Annotated in this window: 24 protein-coding genes and 1 tRNA gene; 5 read left to right on the forward strand and 20 right to left on the reverse strand. The window is 41.9% G+C overall.

What is annotated here, in order from left to right; all coding sequences use genetic code 11:
* Positions 1-204 precede the first annotated feature (204 nt).
* The 3 genes from L3C95_RS16260 (at position 205) to L3C95_RS16270 (ending at position 3,154) form a co-directional block, all read left to right on the forward strand.
* On the forward strand, positions 205-894 hold the full coding sequence (locus L3C95_RS16260) for a hypothetical protein (protein ID WP_236389110.1): 690 nt from the start codon (positions 205-207) through the stop codon (positions 892-894).
* A 327-nt stretch (positions 895-1,221) separates the two neighbouring features.
* On the forward strand, positions 1,222-2,382 hold the full coding sequence (locus tag L3C95_RS16265; RefSeq protein ID WP_236389111.1) for a DUF2971 domain-containing protein: 1,161 nt from the start codon (positions 1,222-1,224) through the stop codon (positions 2,380-2,382).
* Positions 2,383-2,494: 112 nt separating this feature from the next.
* Positions 2,495-3,154 carry a hypothetical protein gene (locus L3C95_RS16270; protein ID WP_236389112.1) on the forward strand — a complete coding sequence of 220 codons (660 nt, stop codon included), beginning with the start codon at positions 2,495-2,497 and terminating at the stop codon, positions 3,152-3,154.
* Positions 3,155-3,473: 319 nt separating this feature from the next.
* Here the strand turns inward: L3C95_RS16270 and L3C95_RS16275 are convergent, their stop codons facing one another.
* The 3 genes from L3C95_RS16275 to L3C95_RS16285 form a co-directional block, all read right to left on the reverse strand.
* Complete coding sequence (locus L3C95_RS16275; RefSeq protein WP_236389113.1) at positions 3,474-4,958, reverse strand: hypothetical protein; 1,485 nt, start codon at positions 4,956-4,958, stop codon at positions 3,474-3,476.
* A gap of 339 nt (positions 4,959-5,297) precedes the next feature.
* Entirely contained in the window at positions 5,298-6,080 is a 783-nt protein-coding gene (locus L3C95_RS16280; protein ID WP_236389114.1) for a DUF6602 domain-containing protein, read from the reverse strand.
* Between the two features lie 191 nt (positions 6,081-6,271).
* Complete coding sequence (locus L3C95_RS16285) at positions 6,272-6,991, reverse strand: hypothetical protein (RefSeq protein ID WP_236389116.1); 720 nt, start codon at positions 6,989-6,991, stop codon at positions 6,272-6,274.
* Positions 6,992-7,542: 551 nt separating this feature from the next.
* Between L3C95_RS16285 and L3C95_RS16290 the strand changes: the two genes are divergently transcribed.
* Positions 7,543-8,538, forward strand: a complete 996-nt coding sequence (locus L3C95_RS16290; protein ID WP_236389117.1) for a hypothetical protein — start codon at positions 7,543-7,545, stop codon at positions 8,536-8,538.
* A gap of 363 nt (positions 8,539-8,901) precedes the next feature.
* Here L3C95_RS16290 and L3C95_RS16295 read toward each other — a convergent pair whose 3' ends face one another.
* A complete protein-coding gene (locus L3C95_RS16295) occupies positions 8,902-9,360 on the reverse strand; it encodes an SMI1/KNR4 family protein (protein WP_236389118.1) in 459 nt (152 codons plus the stop codon).
* A gap of 767 nt (positions 9,361-10,127) precedes the next feature.
* Positions 10,128-10,206, reverse strand: a tRNA-Lys gene (locus L3C95_RS16300).
* 1,003 nt (positions 10,207-11,209) lie between these two features.
* Between L3C95_RS16300 and L3C95_RS16305 the strand changes: the two genes are divergently transcribed.
* Entirely contained in the window at positions 11,210-12,685 is a 1,476-nt protein-coding gene (locus tag L3C95_RS16305; RefSeq protein WP_236389119.1) for a PLP-dependent aminotransferase family protein, read from the forward strand.
* A 78-nt stretch (positions 12,686-12,763) separates the two neighbouring features.
* Here L3C95_RS16305 and L3C95_RS16310 read toward each other — a convergent pair whose 3' ends face one another.
* From L3C95_RS16310 to L3C95_RS16380, 15 genes are all read right to left on the reverse strand, one after another.
* Positions 12,764-13,507, reverse strand: a complete 744-nt coding sequence (locus L3C95_RS16310) for an SDR family oxidoreductase (protein WP_236389120.1) — start codon at positions 13,505-13,507, stop codon at positions 12,764-12,766.
* Between the two features lie 515 nt (positions 13,508-14,022).
* Positions 14,023-14,631: an HD domain-containing protein gene (locus L3C95_RS16315; RefSeq protein ID WP_236389121.1), complete on the reverse strand. Its 609-nt coding sequence runs from the start codon at positions 14,629-14,631 to the stop codon at positions 14,023-14,025.
* A 694-nt stretch (positions 14,632-15,325) separates the two neighbouring features.
* Positions 15,326-16,186: an SDR family oxidoreductase gene (locus tag L3C95_RS16320; RefSeq protein WP_236389122.1), complete on the reverse strand. Its 861-nt coding sequence runs from the start codon at positions 16,184-16,186 to the stop codon at positions 15,326-15,328.
* Positions 16,187-16,265: 79 nt separating this feature from the next.
* Positions 16,266-16,835 carry a Crp/Fnr family transcriptional regulator gene (locus L3C95_RS16325; RefSeq protein WP_236389123.1) on the reverse strand — a complete coding sequence of 190 codons (570 nt, stop codon included), beginning with the start codon at positions 16,833-16,835 and terminating at the stop codon, positions 16,266-16,268.
* Positions 16,836-16,872: 37 nt separating this feature from the next.
* Positions 16,873-17,079, reverse strand: a complete 207-nt coding sequence (locus tag L3C95_RS16330; protein ID WP_236389125.1) for a hypothetical protein — start codon at positions 17,077-17,079, stop codon at positions 16,873-16,875.
* A 178-nt stretch (positions 17,080-17,257) separates the two neighbouring features.
* Positions 17,258-18,166, reverse strand: a complete 909-nt coding sequence (locus tag L3C95_RS16335) for a helix-turn-helix domain-containing protein (RefSeq protein WP_236389127.1) — start codon at positions 18,164-18,166, stop codon at positions 17,258-17,260.
* Between the two features lie 8 nt (positions 18,167-18,174).
* Positions 18,175-18,531 carry a hypothetical protein gene (locus tag L3C95_RS16340; protein WP_236389129.1) on the reverse strand — a complete coding sequence of 119 codons (357 nt, stop codon included), beginning with the start codon at positions 18,529-18,531 and terminating at the stop codon, positions 18,175-18,177.
* Between the two features lie 218 nt (positions 18,532-18,749).
* Positions 18,750-19,184 carry a DUF2147 domain-containing protein gene (locus L3C95_RS16345; protein WP_236389131.1) on the reverse strand — a complete coding sequence of 145 codons (435 nt, stop codon included), beginning with the start codon at positions 19,182-19,184 and terminating at the stop codon, positions 18,750-18,752.
* 10 nt (positions 19,185-19,194) lie between these two features.
* Positions 19,195-20,043: an SDR family oxidoreductase gene (locus L3C95_RS16350; RefSeq protein ID WP_236389132.1), complete on the reverse strand. Its 849-nt coding sequence runs from the start codon at positions 20,041-20,043 to the stop codon at positions 19,195-19,197.
* A gap of 130 nt (positions 20,044-20,173) precedes the next feature.
* Positions 20,174-21,217: a hypothetical protein gene (locus L3C95_RS16355; RefSeq protein ID WP_236389134.1), complete on the reverse strand. Its 1,044-nt coding sequence runs from the start codon at positions 21,215-21,217 to the stop codon at positions 20,174-20,176.
* A gap of 28 nt (positions 21,218-21,245) precedes the next feature.
* Positions 21,246-21,764, reverse strand: coding sequence for a hypothetical protein (locus L3C95_RS16360; protein ID WP_236389135.1), 519 nt, complete (start codon positions 21,762-21,764; stop codon positions 21,246-21,248).
* A 115-nt stretch (positions 21,765-21,879) separates the two neighbouring features.
* Complete coding sequence (locus tag L3C95_RS16365; protein ID WP_236389136.1) at positions 21,880-23,199, reverse strand: MFS transporter; 1,320 nt, start codon at positions 23,197-23,199, stop codon at positions 21,880-21,882.
* A gap of 45 nt (positions 23,200-23,244) precedes the next feature.
* Positions 23,245-24,021: an SDR family oxidoreductase gene (locus L3C95_RS16370; protein WP_236389137.1), complete on the reverse strand. Its 777-nt coding sequence runs from the start codon at positions 24,019-24,021 to the stop codon at positions 23,245-23,247.
* Positions 24,022-24,109: 88 nt separating this feature from the next.
* Positions 24,110-25,042, reverse strand: a complete 933-nt coding sequence (locus L3C95_RS16375; RefSeq protein ID WP_236389138.1) for a helix-turn-helix domain-containing protein — start codon at positions 25,040-25,042, stop codon at positions 24,110-24,112.
* A gap of 75 nt (positions 25,043-25,117) precedes the next feature.
* Complete coding sequence (locus L3C95_RS16380) at positions 25,118-25,459, reverse strand: SDR family NAD(P)-dependent oxidoreductase (protein ID WP_236389139.1); 342 nt, start codon at positions 25,457-25,459, stop codon at positions 25,118-25,120.
* Between the last annotated feature and the right edge of the window lie 66 nt (positions 25,460-25,525).

A 25,525-nucleotide genomic window follows, 5' to 3' on the forward strand; every position in this document is an offset into this window, starting at 1 on the left:
GAAATAAAAAAGGCCTGCAAGTTGAAGGCTTTTTTCTTTGTTGCAATCCCGCTGGAATTCAAACCCAGCCTCCATACATTACAAGATATCTAAAAAGCCCTGTCTTTACTCAGTCGGTAAAGTGGTTTTACTCTACCGCCTCCCTATAGATAGACTAAGTTGGAACTGAAAAATAAGGAGTATTTTGCTGCTATAATGTTTAGCATGAAGCGTAATCTCTTAAGAATTCTATTTATCTCAGCTATCTCCGGTCTCGTTATTATACTTGGCGTATACATTTTTCCTAAACCAGCATTTATAAGTGGTTTTGAGCTAACAGAGAAGGACAAACTCGGAACAGCAATAGGAGGGTTAACCGCGCCAGTCATAGGGCTTATTTCAACTATACTCCTATACCTAGCGCTAAGTAAACAAACAGAATCCAACAATGAACAACGATTAAAGAATGAAAGCGACATAATATTCCTGCTTTTAAATCAACTAGATTCTGAAATCAACAATTTTAGAGTACATGCCGTTCGACAAGATACTGAAAGAAATGTTTTCGAGCATCCGGATGACAGGGGGCATATCGGTATCTATACGTTTTGCAAGTCGTGTTTAGCCCCAGAAGAATGTGGAGATTTACTAAGACTCAAGAAGAAAAGTTTTGATATGCTATACGAATCCAGCGCAATAATCTTGATAATTGAATCTTACTTGTTAATTGAAAAACGAATCAATTCAGCGAGCCTCAATGCCGATATGAAGGAACTGTTCCGATTGAAGATAAAATCGTATTATGACCTAAAACTTAAGCACTCAATGACGGCTTTGGTAAAGGCTTTTAACAAGTATAACATTACGCATGAACTAATGCCTAAAAAAATCATTGAATTCGCCAGCAACAGATAAATAAATCAAGGATAAATAAAATTGAAAAGCCCGCTGCGCAGAACGCCTCTTTAGAATAAAGATTGATTTGCTAAAGTTGTGTCGTGAACTATAATGATGGCGCCCATTGTACTGATAGGCCCTATTGCCGAGTCTGTGTTTTGTCCTCCAACCGGGATTCCTGGTGCTGCAGCTACCAGGCCTTTGTGAAAGGCTTTTTTCATCTCCGCTGGTTTCATTTGCATTTGTATGTAAAGTATATGGGGAAGTTATGAAAATTTACCGTAAGGATGGATTCTTCTATTATCTGTTTATTTTATATTCGAACAATTTCTGAATATTGCATCTATGCATTACTACAGATATAGACACGGCTCTTTGTTAAGCATTAAAGAGCTAATGTACAACGAAATTTACTTTGGATCACCGAGGGAATGTAACGATCCATTTGACAGCAAGGCATTTTATGAGTTTCCGAATGACCCTGTCCGTTGGCGTAGATTGTTAGACCAGGCGCTAACAGTACAGGATAAAGACTTTAAGAAGATGTTGCTGGATGATTTGACGAACCACATGTGTTCTAGGTCGCCAATAACACTAGAGGACCTTTCTGATAGGCCATTCTTTAACGAGCCACCGCTTGCTGGAAGGTTTCAGGAGCAGACCCTGATAAACATGGAATTGGCCGTAAGGCGCTTCATTAACACCTACATACCGCCTACACGTTACTTTACCTGCTTTTCAAAGCTTGATTCCGACACACTAATGTGGGCGCATTATGCTAACAACCACAGAGGTTTTTGTTTGATTTTCAAAGCAATTGACAATAAATTGAAGCAGGACGGGCAATTTAAGAAGAGACAGATCAGACGCTCAACCCCTAAAGGGATAACCCAAGAAATGACCTATGGAATGCCTAAGGAATTTGAGTTCCAGCCCATTGATTATAGGGCTGTTGTTGAGCCGCTTAATGCTTTCAAATGTTTATCTGCTTTTGTGTATGGAGAAACGTTGTCTGCTGATCAAATTGATGAATTACGGCTTGAGCAAAACAGCCACTTTGTGCAAAAGCACCATTCATGGCACTACGAAAAAGAGTATCGGTTAATTTTGCCACCGCCGCCATCTTGGCTTTTCGGCGGTCATTTTGAATATACACCGCATGAGCGTCTATTTCATTATGCACCCAACCAGCTTGTAGGGATCATTTTCGGCGCGCGCATGTCTGATCATGAAAAAGATGCGATTACTGAGATACTGAGTGATATGCTGGATCGACGTCATGATAAAGTAACGTATCCCTTTATCAGTTTTGATTTTGTAAAGTTTGAAGCTAAGCTGTCGGCCAGCCAGAGAGAAATTGAGGTGCAACCGGTTGAAATATTAGGCTTTAATGGTATGAAGCAGGGTGATAAAGATTTTGAACAACGCTATACAAGATGGAAAGAAGGCTGGGGCTTAGAGTTTAGCGAAGATGGAAGAAGATGTAAGCCAATGCAGGTAATGTAGTTCTGGTGCGCTAATGGGAATGATTTTTTATATTAGAAAATTTTTGTACGTAAAAAGAGTGCGCATGGTTTTATTAATATTGCAGCTGTTATCTTAAAACAAAAATTTTGCGATGATCTCAGGAAGCACAACGAGAAGAACACAATATCAGATAGAAGCCGGGGATAGGCTCGAATATATAATGAGGGATTCTTGTGATCGTAAGGATTACTACAAAGAGTATATGGCGCTATCAGAGTCCTGGATGAGGCAGAAGACTGACACTGCCAGGTTGGAGCTGGAGCGTCTGGACAAAGAGTCAGCCGATGAATTTGAAGAGTTAGGGGATGTTAATGAATACGAGAGGCGAAAATTAGAGGTACTTGAAAATATCAACCCTCAAATATTGCTTGATTCTTTATTTCTCATGATTTATATATCATTAGAGGAACAGCTGCGTGATGTTTGTAAAGGGATATATTTGGCCGACGGTGACACGGATATTCCCAGATACCGTTCAAATATAATCGAAAAATATTACTTGATAATTAAACACTTTGGAGACTTTTCATCTCTTGACTCTATTTGGGATAAAGTTTTGAAATTCCGTGATTTAAGGAATGGGATAGTCCACAACAAGTATCCAAAACCATTGATTACCAGGCAAATTGTACTTGACCTAAATGAAGCGGTTTGGGAACTGATATGGGGAATCTATAAATTGATAGATCTTCCGAGTAATCTTCCTTCTAAAGCACTACTGCAATCGTTGAAGAAGTCCAGAACTATATAGTCTTGCGGTTGCACTCCGCGAAGTGTACTTTGGGATTAAAAAGACGCTCTATCTCGGGTGTTTACTTTTTTAAATCATCTGAGAAAATAAGGTAGGCCACCATGCCTGGTTTAAGCAAACAAACGCTCAAATTGGGCGCCTTTTCTTCAGGTGATCCCAAGTATCGGAAACTCGAACCAGATCACTAATGAATTAACTATCCTCAATATTAATAGGGAACGATGAGTTAAAATAATATGAGAAAAGTTCGAGGATTAAGCTTGGGGTGTACAATTAGGTCGAGGCTACTGTCAGATTAAATCCCAACTTCTTCAATTAATTAATCCGTCTTTGGTTCAATCTTTTGGTTGATATCCAGCAGCGCAGGATTGCCAAGGCTAAGCTGACCGTTCTCCGTTTTCAGATAAAGCTGTTCGTTAATCATAATCTGAAGATCAGAATCATTTTTCAAGCCGCTTTTCATAAGCTCCGACAGCTTCATGATATAATCCAATTCCTTCATTTTAACACCAATTGCTTTTTCCTCCAGGTTCAGTTGTTTCTCCTGTAGATTGAGTTGTTTTTCCTCGAGATTCAGCTCTTTATCTCTGAGGTCCAATACTTTTTCGTGAATTTCTAGGTCATGGACGACAGAGGCCCTGTCAGAATCCATTATGTTCTTTGTTTCCTTTTCCAGCTTCCGTGTTTCTTGTTCTAATTTCCGGCTCTCTTGATCCAGCTTACGGGTTGCTGCCTCCGTACCTTGAAGTTCTTCCACTGATTTCTTCAGATATGCCCCTTCTGTTATCTGGCCTGCCTTTTTTAAAATCTCCATTAGGTCAACTTTACTTGACAGCTGCCTGATCCGGATTTTGAGTTTTGCCCATTTGCTCCCGTCCCCCCAAGAAGTCAGTTCGACATCAATACCATCTATACCTGATAGGGCTTTGGATATCGCCCATAATAAATAACCAACTTCGGTGGCATCATATACATTATCCTTATTGCTAATTTTTATATCCATTTCCCAGACAGCAATTTCCTTTTCGTCATCGAACTCATACATTGATTCCAGCAGAGAGAAAAAATCTTGCTTACGGGCATATTCGATCATGTCTGAAGGTTCGTCAATATTGCTGTTAAACAGAATCTTATTTACCTTAAAATGGTCAGAAGCATACCGGGCCGTGGGGGTATTAAACATCTGGGAATAAGCGAAACTGAGCGCCTTAGATAACTCAACTTCTCGATCCTGATGTGCGGATAATGAAGCTGTTGATTCTTTGTAATTGTTGTAATTATTTACAAGCTCAGATATTCCTGTAAACTTTTCTGGGTCGGACTGCTCCGATAACAAAATCTTCTTGAATTTCTCCACGATCATGTATTCAAACTGTTTCAGATCGTCGTCCCATTTTTTCATACTTAACAGACTTATATGTCTGATATAATCGTCAGAACTGAATTCGTCGAAACGCAAGGTGGATGATAAGGCTACGAAAAAATTCAAAGCCAGTGCAGGGATAATTTTGTTGTCCTCCCGCCAGGCCGCAAGTACCATTATAGCACTTTCAAGCATAGAAATAGTAGTCTTCATTATTAGGTCTGACCTGTCTCCATCGTGTTCACGACTGGTCTCCACATCCTGGGTGACGCGGTCAAGGGCATGAACGATCGTTTCCAGCAGCAACAGATGTTTGGACATTTTGGGACCATATTCTGACGGGGCTTCCCCGATCTTCAATCTAATACTTTCAATCAGCCTGTAGTAGCGCTCAAATATGTCACCTGACATGGGTTCTTTAACAAAGGCTTGTTTCTTCATAAAAAAATGAGTATAGTTTTGACTGTTGTTGTATGCTTTTCGGCTTTATGTATGAGAAGACATAAATATCCATGGTATTTAATACTACCGAATAATGGTTGAAATGTTTATTTATCATAAAAAAAACCGGAAAAATGCTGAGTACAGACGTTCACAATTCTCACACCTAGCCATGCAGGTTGCTGTCATCGCACGGTTGCTCCCTGTTATATTTGGAGTATCCTCTCCCTAAGATAATACCTCCTTCTCTTTTAAATCGGATATTGCGGTGTCAGAGGTTCCTCCTGGGTATAACTACTCACGGTAATGCGCTCCTTTCCCCCATTGTCGTAGGCAGCATTACATGTCAAACAGTTCTATAGCGAAAATACTTTTCATTGTTCTATCACTTTTTATGTCAAATTTGAAATCATTGGCTGAACTCAAGCCAGTAGTTTGAGCCAGATAATTAGAAACCCTACTATAAACGTCTTTATAAAACAACTCTAAGGAACTTATGTCTTCGTCAGTATTATCAATGTAATTGTATGAAGTGTATCCCATTTTATCGCTCTCAAATGTCACGTAATCTTTTTTTAAGTGATATGAAGAATTGATGCCCGTGATGACATCAGGCAAATTAAGAAAAGTGTCATGGTCAAACTTTTGATAGTTCCCAGGATGTTTGAATGAGTGAAAATAACTGCCAAGCATTTCTACGGTTGCAGAGTTGTAAATAAACAGGTATGTTCCCGTGTTGCAGTGTAGTTGCTTAGAAATGGAATAAAAATAGCTGATTATTTCATGGAAAGCCGTCCTACTTTTCACAGTTGTTTTTATTTCAATTACGGCAATTACAGATGAACTTGGAACTACTACAATATCATTTATTCTATAGTATGGGGCATGCTTGAGACTATCATAAATAATAACATCTATTTGCTTAGAAAGCTCCCCATCAACTCCTACAACAAAACCTTGCTCAACAGATACGCCTTTGGGTAAAAAAGTGGCTAGAAATCTTCTAAGAATTTCCTCGGTTAGAAGCCCAATTGTCGGATTATGTTTTTTGATGAATGTCTTTACTTGCAAAAGTTGATTAAGCAATTCCTCTGTCTTTAAGCGATAAAATTCATTAAACATGTCAAATTAGGTGTGGAAACTTATAGTTTAAAATAAAATTTTAAAAAATTATCGAGCTCTTGTGTCGTGATAATAAACATTACCATCATCGTCACTTGAAAACATCTCAAAAAGGTCATTGTGCTTATTTAAGCATTCTTCCTTAGCAGTCCAGGGTGTTATGCTTCTTTCAAAGTATTGTGGTATTATACCTAAAAAAAGAATTTTCCTTCAGCACGGAAGCCATTAGGTTTTGGGCAGGGCAGTTTTTCCATTTCTGACAATTCTCCATTTCGAGTATACACATCAAATACCTTTTCGCGATTCCTACCCTGGAGATGTTTACCAGTCCTCCTCTCTAACCATGCACTCGCTGTAACACCAACGAATTTTTTGTAATGTATTCTCGATGCCAACGGCGATGACAAACTAAAGTTCTCGCGAGCATTGCCTGTTAAATTAGCTTGAGGGTGTAAGGCATGATTGTATTTCCACCAAACTGTAATTCGCAACTCTTCAAAACCAATATCATTCCATAAAACCACGGATGGGAAGCCATATAAATCAAGTAACACATGTCCTTTCGGCTCATGTAAATAACTACCGGATTGGGATTGTAATGTAATTAACCCTCTTTGCAATAGTTCATTGGTAGCTGTAATGAGGAGTTTTCGATAGGGATCTATTTTCTGTGTAGAGCTTTTCGCCGACTCACTGTGGACTGATACCAAAGGGGATGCTAGATCAACGTTTTTTTTTCTCCGCTTAGCTTCGACTTCGAATTTGTTAATAAAATCTTTCCAATTCGAAAATCCTACGAAAATGGCAGCCATATCAAGGGCTTCATGATGACGAACTTGCTGTGTTTTCTTGATGTTTTTAGCTATTCGCTTTAGGAAGGCTGCAGTATAGCCATTGATTTTTTGATCCATCTTTTTCCAATCTCCCGACGAAAAAACGTCACTCGTCTACCATCCTTCGAAACGGGAAATGGTTTCGATAGTCATAAAATTGAAGGCGGCGCTGATTCAGCTTTGCTTAAGACGAGTGGCAAGCTTCCGCGTAAGCTTTCAGCGAATATACGGAAAAGCTGGATAAATAGAAAAAAGTTTTTGGTTAGTATGTTAGCTTGAATTTGCATCTGATCTCCCTTCATCAATACTGCTTTTAAAGCCTATCAAAGTCGCCTTTTCCCCTTAGCTTCAAACTGCAGTGAAGGTTGATAGCAAGTAATATAGATTTGTATAAATCTGTACTATCGATAATAAGTTTAAGTGATTATCGGGAAAGATTTCGTATTCCGTTATATTCTCAGCAGGAGCTGAAAGTTCAATAACCATCCTTCCAGCAGATCACATTTCCCACTCTTGTGAAAAACTGATTAAATGTAGGTAGTCATCGGAGAATCGCATTACATTAATAATTATATATTCTTCTTAATAGAAATTAAAAGATCAATGTCACTAATGCGATATCTTTAAAGATGACAGCAATTACTTATACAAATACAAGATCCACTGTACCGAATTTCACGAAAGATGTTCATACCAGGCATCCACGTGGTTATGCCTATGAAACGCCGACGCATTTTGTTCATTTTTATGGGAAAGAAGCCCCTTATTACACCATTTCAATTGGTTTGACAGCCATTGAACGTAAGAATGGTCCATTAACTGATTGGGTTGAACGAACGTTTGGCGCAACCGATATTCGACCTATGTCAACCAATGTCGGGGAAGTTACAGATGCCATCTGGCGTCCGGGTTTACATCGTGAATTAGAGTGCTTTCAAGCACTTTCAATAATAGAGAGTGAAAAAAGGAATTGTGAACAAAGTATTACGCTACTCGTTAACCGATTGGAGGAATTGTTTTATTATATTTATCCTGATCGTTCCGGTCTTGCCGCATACAGCCATAAAACTCGTGAATTACTCATACTTGCATGCACTGAAGTCGAAAACTTCTGGAAATACTATATATCTAAAGCAGCGGTGGCCCCACTCGGTAAATACTACACCACGAAAGATTATGTCAGATTGATGGATGCGCTCTTTTTAAGAGATTATCGGTTCAGGTTAGATACTTATCCATCTATACAGTCCATAAGCCCCTTTTCAAATTGGGATCAGTCCCAACCAACTACATCGTTACGTTGGTATGATGCATATAATAAAGTCAAGCATGATCGAGATCAGAATTTTAGCTTAGCAACCCTTGAGAATTGCATTCAATCAGTGGTTGCGAATCTTGTTATTTATGCCGTCCGATTTGGTTCTCAAGCTCTATCAGAACAGAAAAATAAGTTTTCAACTTTGTTTAATGAGCATTTCAAATGTGAATTAATCAATTCAGATCCGACTACCTTTTATCTGACAAAAATCAACCTTCCTTCAAATACAAGAACAGATTTGACAATCATCGACTCAGCTTGTAATAGGTTAGATACGCCGTTTTCAATCAACAAACTAGTAATATAATAACAATAATGTTGAAGCTAATTAAAGCCGCAATAAATCAATTAGCGCCTTATCCATTTTTTTTAAAATCGTGGTCTTCATCGATCCAATGTATTGATATTAGCTTACATACTAAGCCACAATCCCTAACGCCTCGTATATTTTCCAGGTGGCCACTTCTTTACCTTAAGACATTGGTTTATCTACCCTAACTTTCACCCGATGTTAAAGCTGATGCAATGACCTGCCCGAAAGAGCAGGTCATTGCATCAACTTTATATGGATATACAGTCATTGGGCTAATGTTGCTCTTAATTATTTATCTAAGCATTAGAGATTACCTAATATTCAGTTAGTAATTCTTAACCGCCTTTTATGCCTCATTTACCATTTCATGCTGGCATTATCATCATCATCTTCTTCAAACTCAAACCCGTCAGGCCTTGTCCAGGGCAATGATAGATAGGCTAAAAATTCTCTAAAAACCTTTCCCACATCATCTATGATATCCTCATCAGCGCCAATAAAAGGGAAAGAAACAAAGGTGCCTTCTTTTCTTCGAATAGCGAAACCAGTGCCGCCACCATCTGATGCAATCAGAAAAAAGTCCGGCGTAAATTCGCCGAATCCGCCATTATACTTTATTAAATCTTCTGCACGCCAGAACTGCACATATTTGCCATTAGCAATGGTCCCTTCACCGCCATTGGTTTCGCGCAGAAATTCCAAATAATCGTCCGGAAAGTTACAATCGATGCTATTGATGATTTCTGAGAATTTCGTGCTGTCGATTGGCGAATTGATACTGAGGTCTTTTATGTATTTGGTTATATACTCGTTCATATGAATAGTCTTATACGCTACCGCCCACAAAAGCCACCAAGAGGCCAATCATCAAAATTGCATTCTTCATCTTCATCATACTACATTTATTTTGAGGTTTAAATTAAACATCTGTATAGCGCTAATTTATCAATATAAAGCGGCGAGTTTTGTTACCGGGTAGTTAAATATCGGTAAAACGAAATAAAAATCCTATGGCAGAGTTTAGCTTATATTTCTCCGCATACGCGGGATGGAGGATCAGACAAGGCAACAAACTACTACCGCTATCCCTAGAACAACCTTTCGTACAATACACTTAATTTCTGTTGCCCACTTCGCGGAGTGCGATGTGCATAGTAGACACACATAAAAATTAGAAAGATTGACAGCGCAACTCAGCGGTGATTTTAGATGAAGAAGAAATAAAACCTTGCCCGCTACGTCAATACCTACATAAATACACCTTCCGGCTGCCGTATGGTATATGTACCAATAACACTTTGGCAACCAACGATACGGACGTAATACACTGCCAGCATAGAATTAAAACGCCGGCAAACACGATAGAGGGATTTTTTCTCGTAGCAGAAAAATTATCCTGGATTATAGAATCATAGTAAGAGAGCTGCATAAAAAAGACAGCATTAAACCTCTAGACAATGTCCCTGCCGCACAAAATCCAGAAATATATTTCGGCTCGTTTATTCGCGCTTGTTGCAGATCTAACAGGCACTTCATACAAAAAGAAACCCGACCTCTTGAGACTATTCTCAGGAAATCGGGTTTGGAGATCCCGCTGGGACTCGAACACAAGACCCATACATTAAATATGTATTGCTCCATTAACGGCTGAGCTACGTGATCAATACTAATCCCTGTCCTGAAATTCTTGTTTCTATATCCTAGCATAAGCAACAATCTTGGGAGCTGTAACAACATTTGGTACACACACAAAATTCAAAGAATGGCAATAGTAAAAGAAAATAAATTTCGTAGCAGACGGACGAGAACGGATCATGAACTGTGCTCTATACCGGGGGTACTGCTAGATATCCAGAATATCATATCTTTACCCAGTCGGCAAAGTGGATTTGTTCTTCCTGACTAGGGCCTAAACAAGAAAACATCAACCTACCTGGGTAGAATAGCCGCAAATCGACATTTAATATAATCGTATAAAGCTCTTTACATCGTCTCCTACTGTACTACGGTGAATAATCCGTGAGTATACAACAGAAGAGATATGCATAAAATTGATTACTAATTATTTGCAAAAGACTTCGAATCCAGTCTGCCCGACTGTAGAGTGTGTAAGTCGAACTAAATTTAGCGGTGAGTAAATCCGTGAGTAACCAAAAGCTCATCCGTGAAAACAAGCCACTAGACTAACAACCAAAGACTAGTTCGAATCTTGTCATCCCGACAATAAAAAACGAACCCTTCAGATCTTTGGATTTGAAGGTTTTTTTTTTACCAGAAATTTACTGCAATTACTTACTGATAGTCATTGATTGTTTCTTATCCACTTGTATTAGCTCGAACAGAAGGAGCCAAAATGCAAGAAAGTTCAGGATATTATAAATCCTTATGATCTCTGAGCCGAACTGACATAACCCAATTCCAATTATTGACAGCAGTTTATTCAATGTGGCTTTTTCTTTAGTTCATTCAATTCTTCATTCCGTAAAATTGTTGTTGCTATTGTGAACTTCCAGAAGAACGTTATCATAATCAGCTACTATGATACGATGGATTTAATGGCCATTGGGCGTAAGATACTTATGTAGGCCAGCTCAAGTTGAAGTCGGCAAAAAAAATCGTAAAATTATGACCTTAAAACTTAGTGTTGATTATATCCATATTTACCATGGGAGTACAGTTATTACCATACAGTAATTTGATTGAAATCAATAGGCAATCCACTATTCCCATTTTTAAGCAGGTAGCGGAGGGTATTGCCTTTCTAATAAGAAATGGGAAATTAAAACCAGGATATCAATTGCCTGCCAGTCGAGATATGGCGTCAATGCTGAAAATTAACCGCACAACGGTGGTATCGGCTTATGAAGAGCTCCAGGTTGAGGGATGGCTCAGAGTTATAGAACGAAAGGGAAACTTTGTTGCCCAACAACTCCCGGTGATACATCCCAGGCCCTTCGAGTCCTTGGCAGCCAAAGGGCCAAACCAGCAGGAAGATAGTAATTTCTACAAGCAAGTGGCTGCGAGACAGGTTTCCCAAAGAACATTGACTCCTCACCAATTGATGATTAATGACGGCTATCCTGACGCGAGGCTGGCACCGTTTGACTCGATTTATGACCGGTACAGGCTCTTATCTAAAAGAGTTCACCTCCATAATAGGCTTTTGAATGATAGTGCTGCCGGAAGTATGTCTTTGAGGACCGAATTAGCCCTTTTTCTTGCTAAAACCAGGGCACTCAATATCGAACCCAGGCATGTACTAGTTACCCATGGGGCACAACTGGCAATCTTTATAGCGGCAAGCTTGATCCTGAGTCCGGGGAGCACGGTTATCGTCGGTGATTTAAACTACGTTCTTGCCGATAGGCTTTTTGAACAGATGGGTGCGAAACTGATCAAGGTAAAAGTTGATGAAAGTGGGATTGATGTTGACGAAATTGAGAACATCTGCAAAAAGTCGCCACCTGATCTTCTATACATCATTCCCCACCACCACCACCCCACAACCGTCACCCTAAGTAAAGAAAGAAGGATAAAACTTTTGGATATCATCCGACAGTACCGTCTTCCGGTTATTGAGGACGATTATGATTATGACTTTCATTACGAAAATTCTCCAATACTACCTTTAGCCAGCGCAGACCATAACGGTTATGTGATTTATATTGGTTCTATCTCGAAGACATTAGCACCTACGATCAGATTGGGGTACCTGATTGCAGGAGATGATCTCATATGGCAGGCTTCCAAGTTCAAACAGATGGTAGAGATCCGCGGTGACGTGTTGTTTGAGGAATCTATAGCGCATCTTTTTAATACTGGAGAGATGCAGAGACATTTACGGAAATCGTTGAAGTTGTATAAAGAACGGCGGGATATTTTCTGCGACATGCTTAATTCTTGTATGGGGGACCTCATTCATTTTAACACGCCGAATGGCGGCATGGCTGTTTGGGCCACGTTCACCGCGGAGTATTCGATACCTGATCTTGCCAAGCGGTTAGCAGAAAAAGGTATTTTCATGAATGATGGTAGCCTATACAGATACAAAGAAGATGTCAATGGAATAAGGCTGGGATTCGCTTCCCTGAACACAGAAGAAATGCAAAAATTCATCGGGGCACTTAAGGAATGCAGGTGAGTAAAGCCTCCGGCAAAGGTATAGGGCAACAGGGTGAAAATTATCCTGCTGCCCTATACTGGCCGCAGCCTGTCAGGTTTATGACGACTTTTTCCAATCATCAAATCTAATTTCCCCCGGGCAAAAATCTCCGGCAGGCACCAACAAAGATCGTGGTATCTCGAAGAACATATATTTATTGTCCTCGTTGGCTACTACTACTTTGTCTTCATGCTTTTCGTCCAGATACTTTTTCACAAATTCATTCATGGGGCCACGATCAGGACCGGCTATCTCAACGATTCCATTTTTCGGTTCCTCCAGAGCAAATTTTACAACATAGCTTACGACATCTGCAACCGCGATCGGTTGATAGTCAACTGTTGAAACGTGTACCTCTTTGCCTTCACCCTGAACAGCGATTATCGTTGAAATATGCTCATGAAATTGTGTCGAACGAATAATGGTATAAGGAATGCCAGATGTTGCGATAGTGTCTTCCTGTAGCTTCTTGGCCTGCAAATAACCGATATGTTGAGCAAGAGGAACTCCAACAATAGAAAGTATAAGATGATGTTTAACGTTTGCAATTTTCTCCGCTGCTACCAGGTTTTTACCCGCGGTACTGAAAAAGTGTAAAGCTGTTTCTCCATCCGGTGATCGGGAGTTGGAAAGATCTATCACAATGTCTGTTCCCTCCAGTGCTTCTTCCAGGCCCTTCCCTGTCAGGATATCAACACCCCTGGTTGGTGATCCAACGATCACCTGGTGACCAGCACTTTCCAATTTTTTACATACGTCTTTCCCAATGAGGCCGGTTCCTCCGATTACTAAAACTTTCATGATTGAAATACTTTTTAAAATACTGAAATATAATCCGTTATCTTTCGGGATTGTCAGCTTTTATAATGTGTACGGACATTTGTCCATGCCGCATAAGCAGGCTGTAATACATCCGATAGTCCTAACAGTATTTAATTCTCAGCAAAGTAACAGATTAATTAAAATCACATGGCCATCCAGCATTCATTTTCATGGCAGTCCAGACTCTCGGTGGGGCACGATGGGAAGACGCCGGAAAGTTACTGCTTGCATTTTGTTTAACCAAGCCATGTTGCCAATGCACTGTTAGCGGCTGGCATACTTATTTTAATATTATTGCTATCTTAAGTAACATACTAAAACTGCACCGCAGGAAAACGGTCTGCTTAACCAAAAAACGGCGGTTCTCACCGGGTAACGCAAATACAACTTAGGTTTAACACCATTCCATGAGCTTGTTGTCGACAATCTTGTTGTTGAACGGCGGTATTTTATAAGAAGATGCATATAAGCGTTCATTGAACCCGGTGTGGCTGTCATTTATTCTGCGAAAAGCTCATTTTCTTTTTAAGCAATGCGATATTTTTTTCCTTTCCTTCAGTGAGAAGATTTCGGCAATAATCTGTAAAATAGAGATGTGATTGCAGGAAATGTAGCGACTGTTTGATATGGTTATCTATTTGCGTATTTGTATATAATTTCCGCTCCTGCCATACTAGTGCATCAAGGTGTTCAAAATCCGGCATTCCCAGGTGATAGGTATCTGCGTCACACAGTATCTGCTCAACCAGGCTAACTGGTTTAACCGGCATTTTCGTTGCCATTATACACTTGCCTGCCTCATACTGCAAATGCGCTTCAACATTATATTTATCTAAAAATAATTGCATTACAACAACACTGGTTTCTTCGTGTCTCTCCACTTCCCCCAATAAATAACCTGTATCATGAAACCAGGCCGCAGTTTGTAGTACAAATCTTTCCTGATCATTTAATTGGTAATGATCTGCTATCTCAGAAACATGCCGAACCACAGCTTGTGTATGCTCAAGGTTATGGTATACAAGGTCGGGGCTGGCATGTTCGTAAAATAATTTTTTTACATACAAAGGCATCTCAGTGAGAATATTTACAGGGTAATTCATCGCTTTTTCGCTATTTAAAAATGTTCAATTCCTCATTATAAACAGGGCCTTGTATGCCCAAAAATCTTAAACCACTATGAAATACATGATTTTGTGACAATGAATTTTCTGTCTTCATTGCACATTACGAGTTTTTACTTACGGATCTGTTTGAGCCCAAAAGTTCCTTTTTGTGTTTTCGATCAGCGTGTTTATTCTATATTATCAAAACCCATGTAGCTCATGATAATGGTGATATTTTCGGCTAAAGTATATTTTTGTTGACCCCGCATATTTTATTATATACCAAACGCCTTACTTTATATATTAAAGCAGCCTTTACATCTGGTAAATAAATCGCACACTAAGATTTAAGCGAAAGAAGCTGGATTTTAAATACAAAATATTCCTGATTGGAAACACAGTGGCTCAAAACGTTTTGGAGAGATGTGGATTGAAATATCTTTTTTGGGGCTTGTATCTTATTATTTAGCTTTTAGAAAAGGTTTACCCTCTTTAACGCTTTCAAAAAGCAGTTGAAAAGGCACAAACATGGTGCGCCAGGCCTACGTATGCAAGATTTATTTTTTTAAGTTCGACTACCTGTTCAATCCAATTTGAATCGTCATGTAATTGTTTAAGGATGGCCTCATAAGTTATTGAATACCGAAACGGCAGTAGCCGACGCCACTGCCGTCCCCATTAACTATTCGTCTTACAATAATTCACCCATCCCGAACACCGTCAGTCCTTTGGCAAATTGTCCGGCTATGGCCTGATTGGCGGCTTCAATGTATTGGCCGGTTATAGGGTCAACCACGGTCCGTAATGGCCGGGTGCCTTTTGGGGCGCCAATAAGTGTTATAATGGCGTCGGCAACATCCTGCGGGTTCGGTTTTTTAACTTGCATCTCTCCGCCCAACGCGGCTACCATTTTGTTAGGTATATGGGCAATGGCACTGTACCCCTCAAACACATCCTGATCAGATGCTGGGTTGTTCTTTTGCTGCATTTCGGTAGGGAAAGCACCCGGCTCCACAAGGGCCACATCAATGCCCAAACGTTTCACCTCGTAATGCAGCCCCTCGCTTATTCCTTCCAGCGCAAATTTGGAGGCCGCATAAATGGTAGCGAAGGGGAATGATACCCGCCCAAAGCCGCTTGTCACGTTAATAATCAGTCCTTCGGCCTGTTTACGCATGGCGGGTAACACTTGTTTGATCAGTCGCCAGGGGGCATAAACGTTGATATCAAAAGTGGTGTGCACATCAGCCGTGGTAAAGCTCTCTGCCACACCGGACATGGCGTAACCAGCGTTGTTCACCAGCACATCGATACTGCCTTCTTTAACCAAAATGGTGTCAATGGCCTGCTTCACGCTCTCGTCGTCAGTCAGAGTAACATCCAAAACGGTTACATTCTCCACGGCCGCAAGGGCCTGGGCTTTATTGGCATTACGGCCCCTGGTATCGCGCATCGTGGCGTATACCTGGTGCCCTAAGGCGGCCACTGCATGGGCGGTAAGCCAGCCAAAACCACTATTTGTTCCGGTTATCAATACAATCTTTTTGCTCATCTTTTCTAATTGTTTAAATGAATAAGCAAATGTTGAAAATGCCAACAAAAAAACATTTACCAAATGGTAAAAAGTGCACTTAACGGATATTACGGCGTATGCGACTTAGCGATTGCTGGGTGATGCCCAGGTATGAGGCCACATACGAAAGCGGGATGCGGTTGATGAGGTTGGGAAACGCCTCAATGAATGACAGGTAGCGCGTGGTGGCATCTTCTGAAACCAGCGGACTGCGTCGCTCCATGGCCAGCGTGAGGCACTTTTTTACCATGTTGGCCTTGATCATTTCCCAACCCACAATGGTGTTGGATATCTCATCCCAATCCTTTTTGTTAAAAACAAGCACCTGGCAGTCAGTAACAGCCTGTACATATTCCGAGGCCGCGATCTGCGATTCAAATTTTTCATTATCCACCACAAAATTGCTTTCATCCACAAAATAATTAGTGATCTCTTCTCCCTTGTTGTTATAATAGCAAAAGCGGAACACACCTTCCAACACAAACGCCACATACCGGGGCACCTTCCCGGCTTCCGACAGGTAGTCGTCTTTTTTGAATTCGAGTGGTTGAACCTTGCTCAGCAAAAACTCGATCTGCTGTTTGTTCAGGTCACCAAATTGCAGGATAAAATTTATAAGCGCTTCCATCACTTAAAGATAGTACACAACGCGGAGTATCCATTTATCATATGGTAAAAAATGAGGTGGGCCGGACATTAGTTTCTAAAGCCGTGAAATCTTCAGGAGCTGTTAAGTTTTGCAATTGGGTTTTACTTGCCAGGCTACGAACAGTTGTCCTAACCCGGTAGCTTTTTTGTAACAATTGCAGAATGATCTGCCGGGCTACAAAACGAATTCCGCCCGTTACTAAAACAGTTCCTTTGTCTTCCATCTTTCGCTATTAAAATATAAGACAAAGGTCCGGGCAAAAATGAAGGACAAGTTTTCTGAAAAGTCCAATTGTCTTTATTGAGCGGTCCATTCAAACGGCGTTCAATGAAATTGTCGTATATCGACCGGATGACGACCTTCGCTTCCTTAGCATATTAATCGAAGGTTGCATGCGTATTTCAATTGAAGGATTGCCGGAAATCCAATGGGCTTTGTTTGGTCTTGGTTTTAAATAATTTATTAAAAGATTGAGGATGCTCAAAACCAAGTTGATAGGCGATCTCACTTACGGACATCCTCGTCGTAGATAATTTTTCTTTAGCCTTCTCGATCAGTTTCTCGTGTATGATCTGTTGCATCGTCTGACCGGTCAATTGTTTCAATAGGCTACTTAAATATTTAGATGACATGTTCAAAGCATCAGCAAAGTATCGTACAGTTGGCAGTCCTTCAGAAAGCAGCGCTTCGTTGTTTAAATAGGTTCTTAAGATCTCTTCCACCTGATTTAAGACCTGATGGTTAGAGACCTTTCGGGTGATGAACTGACGCTGGTAAAAACGTTCGGCATAATTCAGCAAGGTCTCCAGGTGTGAAATGATAATGTCCTGACTGAACTTATCAATGTTGGAATAATATTCAGTTTTAATATTTTTGACCAGGTCATTGATCACTGTTTCTTCCTTATCCGAGAGGAATAACGCTTCACTGGTAGCATAGCTAAAGTATTCGTATCGCCTGATCTTGGTAGCAAGAGATGTGTTCCAAAGAAAGTCAGGGTGTACAAAAAGCATCCAGCCATCCAGGTCCGGGGGTACACCGTTCTTTTCACCACGCAAGACCTGGCCGGGGGACATAAAGGCCATAAGCCCTTCGTCAAAATCGTATTTTTGTTGCCCGTAATGTAAGCCGTCACATCCTCTTTTCATTGATATCACATACAAGTCGAATACGACCGCATCTATACCTGTATCATTTCTCAGACCTTTCAGGTCAACGATGCTGATCAGCGGGTGATGGGGTTTAGGAAGCCCCATCAAACGATGTATTTCCGTTATGGAAGTGATCCGGTAGGGTTTGTTGTTTGCCATAGTGTAAGTTATTTGAATTTAAACGGATACTTTAGCCATATCATCACTAATGGCATCGCTAAAAACGGGATCTCTATCAACACCATGCGGTAATTCCCCGCTCGCAGCGCCAACCCCATGATCATAACGATCAGGATCGCATTTAGCATATTGCCCACGAAGAAAGTGCGAGGGATGAGCAAGAGTACGCCGACCACTATGGCTACAGCAGCCAGATATGGAGTGAACGTTTCGCTGATCCCTAAACTTTCCATCATCTTAACGGACTCCGGATTGTTTTTGTAATGTATGGTATCCCAGGCATGTTTAAAACTGAGCGTCACCGAAATGAGCAGCAGCACTGCTGAAATAATATTCTTCATCATGGCTAATTAAGGATAAAAGTGTTCATGATGTAACCTCCGAGTATCGCTATCGGCACGCCGATCATTGCGCTTGTTAAAGCTCTTTTAGCCTTATTGGGATGCGTCTTTCTGTGTCTGAAATATAGGAAGAACCCTATTGGAGGAAAAGCATTGGAAATGACGAACCAAAACCCCGACAGCGTGTCTTTATTATCTTTCATGAGTATTGCTTTTATAATTTACCGAACTCTTTTCCATCTAAATGATTTGCCCACCAATGGAATACCTTTGTAGCCCCTGGTCTCGAGTTCATCAGGTCCTTTCAGTTTACCTTTGAAACTATACATGTTTCCATCCTGCACACTATACAACTTACCATCCACGTACTCACCATCCTTATAGGTAAGATCGGTGATATGCGTAAGACCTTGCACAGACCTGCTCCGGAGCTTTTCATTAGGATTTTTAACGTCCTTCTTTGATGTTTTGCCATCTGCTTCAAACATCTCTTTCGACCATAAGAGTTTGGCTGAGTAAGTGTCGCCTGCTTTGAACACCTCGATCCTGTAATCATCACATTGCCATACCCCTGTGATTTGGTCTGCAGGTAGTTTCTGCGCGAAAGATGCTAGTGATAACAGCAGCATAAACGCCGCCAGTATTGATTTTTTCATATCTGATTGTTTATTGCCGATTATTAAGTTTTTTGAATTTTTCAAATTCCTTGTGCCCTAACTTCATCAATTGGCTGGGCATCAGCCTGCTTAAAAATTTTATCACATTCACCACGAATGGTTTAATCTCAGGTGTGTCATTCAGAAGTCCTTTGATGGCTACACTGACCAGTTTATCCACATTCATCATTTGACCCGGATTAGGTTGCAGTACCCAATCATTCTGAAGATTGGTATTGACGCCCGGCGGGATCAATTCGAATACCTTGACACTCGTTTTGTTTAATTGCAGGCGCAGGGCCAGGGAGTAAGCATGAACTCCTGCTTTTGAAGCGCTATAGACCGGAGCGGTGGAGTAAGGGATAAAAGCAATGGCAGAGGAAACATTCACAATTGCCGCCGTTGGCTTTTTGATCAGATGCGGCAAAAACTGATGAACCATCCGGATCGTTCCCGTGAGATTAATATCGATCTCACGGGTAATGTTTTCCAGGTCCTTACTGGCATCGTGAACGTCAAGCAACCGCATTTCACCTGCATTGTTAACGATCACATTCAGATCAGGAAATTGTTGTGTCACCACTTCATACAGGCGTTCAATATGTTGCGGATCACTTACATCGCTCCGAAAGACGTGTATTTTGGGAAAACGCCTTTTGGTATCATTTAAGGCTTCTTGCTTACGACCTGTAACGATGATTGTTGCCCCCTGCTGGGTAAGTTGCCTGACAAGTTCCAAGCCTATACCGCTGGTTCCTCCTGTGATCAGGATGGTACTATTCTTTAAATCCATATTTTTCTCATTATTGTTGATGCAAAGTTCAGCCAATGTCGATGAGCAGATGTATCCAAAAGTCACGAAGTTGTAGTTAAAAAGGAAGATTGCCGGCTGTTATGACAGGTAAGCAGTACACCAACTTAACCTAAAAATCATAAAGACTATTCAGTTTGCTAAAGCAATTTCAGCACGAACGAAATTGTCTAAAAACTCACTTCTTCGGCTTCGCAAAGGGATTAAAAGAAAATCCGATATTGACGTACGGTGCCGCGTCAGCTCTACCTTCCCAGGTATAATCTGTGAACGAACGGTCTTTTTCAAACGTCCGGGCGTATGGGTTTATACGCACTCCGGCCCGCAAAGACAATATGATGCTTGCCGGCAAAATGTGCTCATAAAGCAACCCTGGATTCACGTCAACCTGGCGATACTGATAGGTTGTGCCGTTCTCGTCAAGATCATCCAGAAAGAAGGTGGTTTGCGGATCCAATTCCCAACCTGCGGAAAGCCTGCCTTTACCAAATATTTTTTTTCGTAGGTAGGCATACCGAGGCAAAAAGACGTCTGCCATCAGGCTTTCATTGAACTTATGCTCCAAAAGGAATGTAGGGAGCACACGGATGAACATACTCGGATCGGTGCTGTACAAAATACCGATATTGATTTTGGTTCTGTTGTTCGCTTTAAGAACAATAGCGCCGGTAAACGTCCCGCGAACCCTTTCCAGTGAACGTTCACTCCAATCCATATTGATACTACCGCTATAGATGGCGGTCTTTCCAAAGAGTTTAGAGAAATAGGTAAGGTTCAGACCCTCTGTATGATAATGAAGATCCCTGCTGACGGTTTGTGACGGAGCTGCCGAGGATTTCGGGAAATTATATTCAGCAGAAACATACCGGTAGAAACCGTTGGCTTGTACCAACCATCGGCGGTTCTGAAAAAGATTAATGTTCGCACTTGCACTCAATTGCGACCATTGGGTGAACTCACCATCCGGAAGGTCTTGTCCTCTAAGGGTAGACGAGGCGTTATAATTGCCATATTGTTTATAGTCTATGCTGAATGGCCTGCGTTCGGCAAACTTATCCGCTGCATATTCAGTGACCTTTTTGGCGAGACTATCCTGGCTCTGTGTCTTACCGGTCAACGGCAGCATTGCAATACCCATGACTAAAGTTAGCGCCAGAATACGGCCGGAAGCTTCTCTTATTGCGCGACGGGCGCCAGAAATCGAAAAACTGTGATTGAACATAATTGCTTGGTTTAATTGTATGGAACTATTATTTTTTATGACTGAGTTTGATCCTGACGAACATGTCTATGCCGCAGGTAGTCAGGCGGACATAGCGTATAGGCGATCTGACAATATTTGTCCTTTGCAGGTGGATTTTGATCGCGATATGGATGATCTGGAAAAGGTAGGTCCGTACCAGGTCGAACTTGTAGAGATAGGTGGAGTCCAGGCTGCCACACATCTTATCGAAGATCGGTACAAGTATCAGCACATCTTCCTCATCCAATTCGATGTTTATAGGGTTGCCCTCTTTAAAAAGATCGATGGCCTCGAAATTGCTCCAGACGCTTTTAGCAAAAAATGCCTTGTCAAACGCTGTGATGTACCCCTTATCCTGATCTTCCCATTCAAGATCATCCGACTTGCAGAAGACAAGGGCTGGACGAAGGGCTATGGAGGCGCTCATTTTTAGGCAGATGTAAAACTTGTTTTCATAAGGAAACAGCCTGCCTCTTCCACTTTGGCCCGATGGCCACCATACAGCATCAAATTGATCAATTTTCATTTTTCTGAAAGTATTTGCAAGTATGGCGCCCCAAAGGCCAAACAATACCTGTTCACACAGCTTAATCAGCCGTGATAGCAAACTCGCAGGTTTGCGGTCTGGTCAATGACTTATGTTATTTAATGAGAGAGAGGTGACTGTCCATAATCGTTGGGTCATTTTGCCTGGATGTTTCAGACAGGTGTTTCCTGATCTTTTTGCTGGCGATCAATATGGCAATGCTGCTTAGCACACTGGCGAGAGGAACCACCATCATTCCCCAGCGCAAACCGTTTACTTCATGAGCCGCACTGACCGTATCACTGATCATGCCCACGAGCAGCGGCGATAATGCCGGGCCTAACAACCCTGAGGCGATCATGAGCAAACTGGAAGACAGCGCCTGCTTCCCTGGCCCCGCTATCAGATGACCTGCGCCAAAAGCAAATGGAAGCAGAAACGCAAATGCCAGCATAGCAGGAACAAAAAGCGCAATAGACATCCAGCCTTCGGGCACCAGGAGTGCAGCAATTGTTGCGATTGCGGCGATGCTGAATACAACAGCTGGCGGATGCAGTAAACGGCTTGCCCCACGGTTTAAAGCGTTGTCAAATAAACGGCCACCGCCTATGGTGCCGATGATGCCCATTAGCCCTTGTAGCAAGCCGAATGATAGTCCCACCTGGCTGGCTGTCAAGCCGTGGGTCCGTATCAGGAACGGAGCAGTAAAGGAATAAAATGGAGCAGCGGCAAAACCTAAAAAGTTTGCGCCAATGAACATCCACAGGAACGCCGGTTTCGACAGCAGCTCACGGCCTGCAGACCAGGTATTACCTCTATCGCTGCTGGAAGTTGAAGGAATGGCGGTTTTCACCGTAAACGTCAGGACAAGGATAACCAGTAGCAATCCAACGCCTCCTGCTATCAATAGCGCAACGCGCCAGCCGATATGATCACTTGCCCAGCCGCCGACGCCAAACCCTATCATCGTACCCAAAGGGATGCCCATTGAATAAATACCGAGCGCACGACCGCGCCGATGCCCGGAAATGTTTCCTGCGATCAGCGCATGACTGGCAGGCGTTCCTCCGGCTTCCCCAAGTGCTACACCAAATCGTGAAAGCGCCATCGTTATGAAACCAACCGAAAAACCACCTAGTCCGGTCATAACGCTCCAGATCAATACACACCAGAGCAAAACCTGCCTGGATGCACCGCGGTCAGCTAAACGGGCCAGCGGCAAAGAGGCCAGTGAATAGATCGCTGCAAATGCAATTCCATTGATCAGCCCTAATTGCGTATCGCTGAGGTGCAGCTCTCTCTTAATTGACTCAGCCAGGATAAAGGGAAGTATCCGGTCAATCTGGCTGAATGCGCTGACCAAAAATAAGGTGATGATGAAAGCCGTTCTGCGCCCACGGCTCAGCAGCGGTGTTGGAGTTATTTGATCGTTCATAACAATGATTTGTTTGTTAGCAGAAGTCTTTTAATACCAGGGGAATTATTGGGCAGACATGACTTTCTCGCCCATCTTAGTGGCTTGCGAAAGCATGAACCTGGGCGCAAGCCTGCTCAGGATACGCATGATCCTGGCAGGACCAGGGAAGATCTCGTAGGTATCACTGGTCATCCCCTTAATAGCTTCATCTACTATGTTCTGAGGAGACACTAACATTTTGGTATCAACCATACCACCATTCCTGAATCTGTCATTCAAGGGTGTTGTGGAACCGGGAGCGATGAGTTCAAATACCTTGAGCCCGGTGGATTTAACCTGTACCCGCAGGCATTGCGTGAACGATCGTAATCCTGATTTGCTGGCGCTATAGACAGGGGCAATCGGAAACGCACCAAGGGCAATGCCAGAGGTGACGTTCAGGATGGCAGCAGTTTGCTGTTTTTTCAGGTGGGGCAGAAATTCCTGAACCATACGTATGGGGCCCATCAGGTTGATTTCTATTTCGCGGGTAAGGTCGTACAGATCATGATCATCATGCAGGGCGATCCTGCGCATCTCCCCGGCATTATTAATCAGCATATTCAGCTCAGGAAACTCTTTAGTCACCTTTTCGTACAGACCGTTTATATCCTCGACCTTACTAACGTCACTCTTAATAGTGTGGATGCCCGGAAGGATCTTTTTCGTCTCTTCCAGCTTTTGTTCGTTCCTTCCGGTGATGATTACGGTATTGCCTAGTTCGAGGAGCCTGAAGGCGAACTCGAAACCAAAGCCGCTTGTTCCGCCAGTGATCAGAATTGTGTTTTTGCTTAATTCCATCTTGCTTAATTTGATGGAACAAAGATGGCAACAACCCATCAGGTGGCCTTTGCAAGAATCAAAACAATGTTTGCAAAAAAGAAACCTTTTATTCGTTTCTAAAGGTCAGTGGAGAACAGTCGGTCTGTTTCTTGAAAAAGTTAGAGAAATGAGCGACTTCTTCAAATCCCAGACTAAACGCGATCTCGGACACGTTCCATTCCGTTTGCCTGAGTAATATCTTGGCTTCCTGAATGATCCGGTTACTGATCAGGTTCTTGGTTGTCTGACCGGTCTGTTGTTTCAGTACACGGTTCAGATAGTTAACATGGATAGACAGCTGATCGGCATAGTCTTTAGGCGTCCGCAGTTTAAGTCCCTGAAATGGTGAGGCAATGGGGAACTGGCGCTCCAAAAGTTCGGCGAATAATGAGGACACACGGGACGCGGCGTTATGCTCCTGGTAAAGATCAGTAGCAGGCTGCAACTTTTGCCCGTAATGGATCAGTTCCATTAAGTAGTTGCGTATCAGGTCATACTTATAAGCATAATCGGAATTGATCTCCTTATGCATCTTTCTAAAAATGGTTTTGATCTCTTCTTTTTCCTGTTCATTGATGTGGAAGCAGGGATAACCCCCAGGCTTAAATATAGGCAGTTCATCAAGTACAACACCACTTTTGGACTGAGCAAGAAAATCAGCACTAAAGAGGCAAAAGTAGCCACGCTGGTCCATGTCCTTCGCGATCCAGTTATAAGGTACTTTAGGCGTAGTGAACATCAGCGCCTGTGTCTCTATATCTATAATCTTATCGGCATATTCCGCCCGGTTGCGCCCGTCGATCAGGTTGATCTTGTAATAAGCACGCCTGTTATAGGTCATATTGGGTTTTACCTTAATCAGCTTTGCCAATTCACTGACATCAAATACATTAAAATGGCCCACTTCTTTTGTTAGCCCCTGCGGCAATAACTGGCTGATGTCTTTATTCAAATTCTCGGAAGCTTTTTTATAAAAACCTTCAAGTGTGGTAATTTCCATATTGGGTGATTTGCAAAAAACAAATATAATTATTTCATCCTGCTTTTAAACACTACTCAAAACTGCGCTCCAAATTTAAAATTGTGGCGCAGTCAAAACCACTGGTCCAAAACTTAATTCATTTAGAACTTCCACCCCGTTTTTCTGCTTAACCATTTGCGGCAGAAATCCCCGGTCTAATCCCACTGGTGCCAGCAGATTTGTCTGCAGGTTTTTCTCCCCGTCTTTATCGGTTAAAACCGCAAAACCATCTGCAGGGGTTCCCCAGGCTCCCAGGTTGTTTACAAGGATGTCGAGTTTTTTGTGTGATAAACATTTTGAATTGGCTAAGAATGAAATGGTACGGGGCAGCAAGGTGAAAGTATTTAAGCTGGTACCACCTGTGGTGGCAACAGACGAACTTCTTACTATTCTCACCAATCAGCGCAATGCTTTTCTGTGCGATGGTCCACCTACACCTGAACAGCGACGATCTGATTTGAA

It is taken from the genome of Chitinophaga filiformis (assembly GCF_021646545.1).
Taxonomy (GTDB): domain Bacteria; phylum Bacteroidota; class Bacteroidia; order Chitinophagales; family Chitinophagaceae; genus Chitinophaga; species Chitinophaga filiformis_A.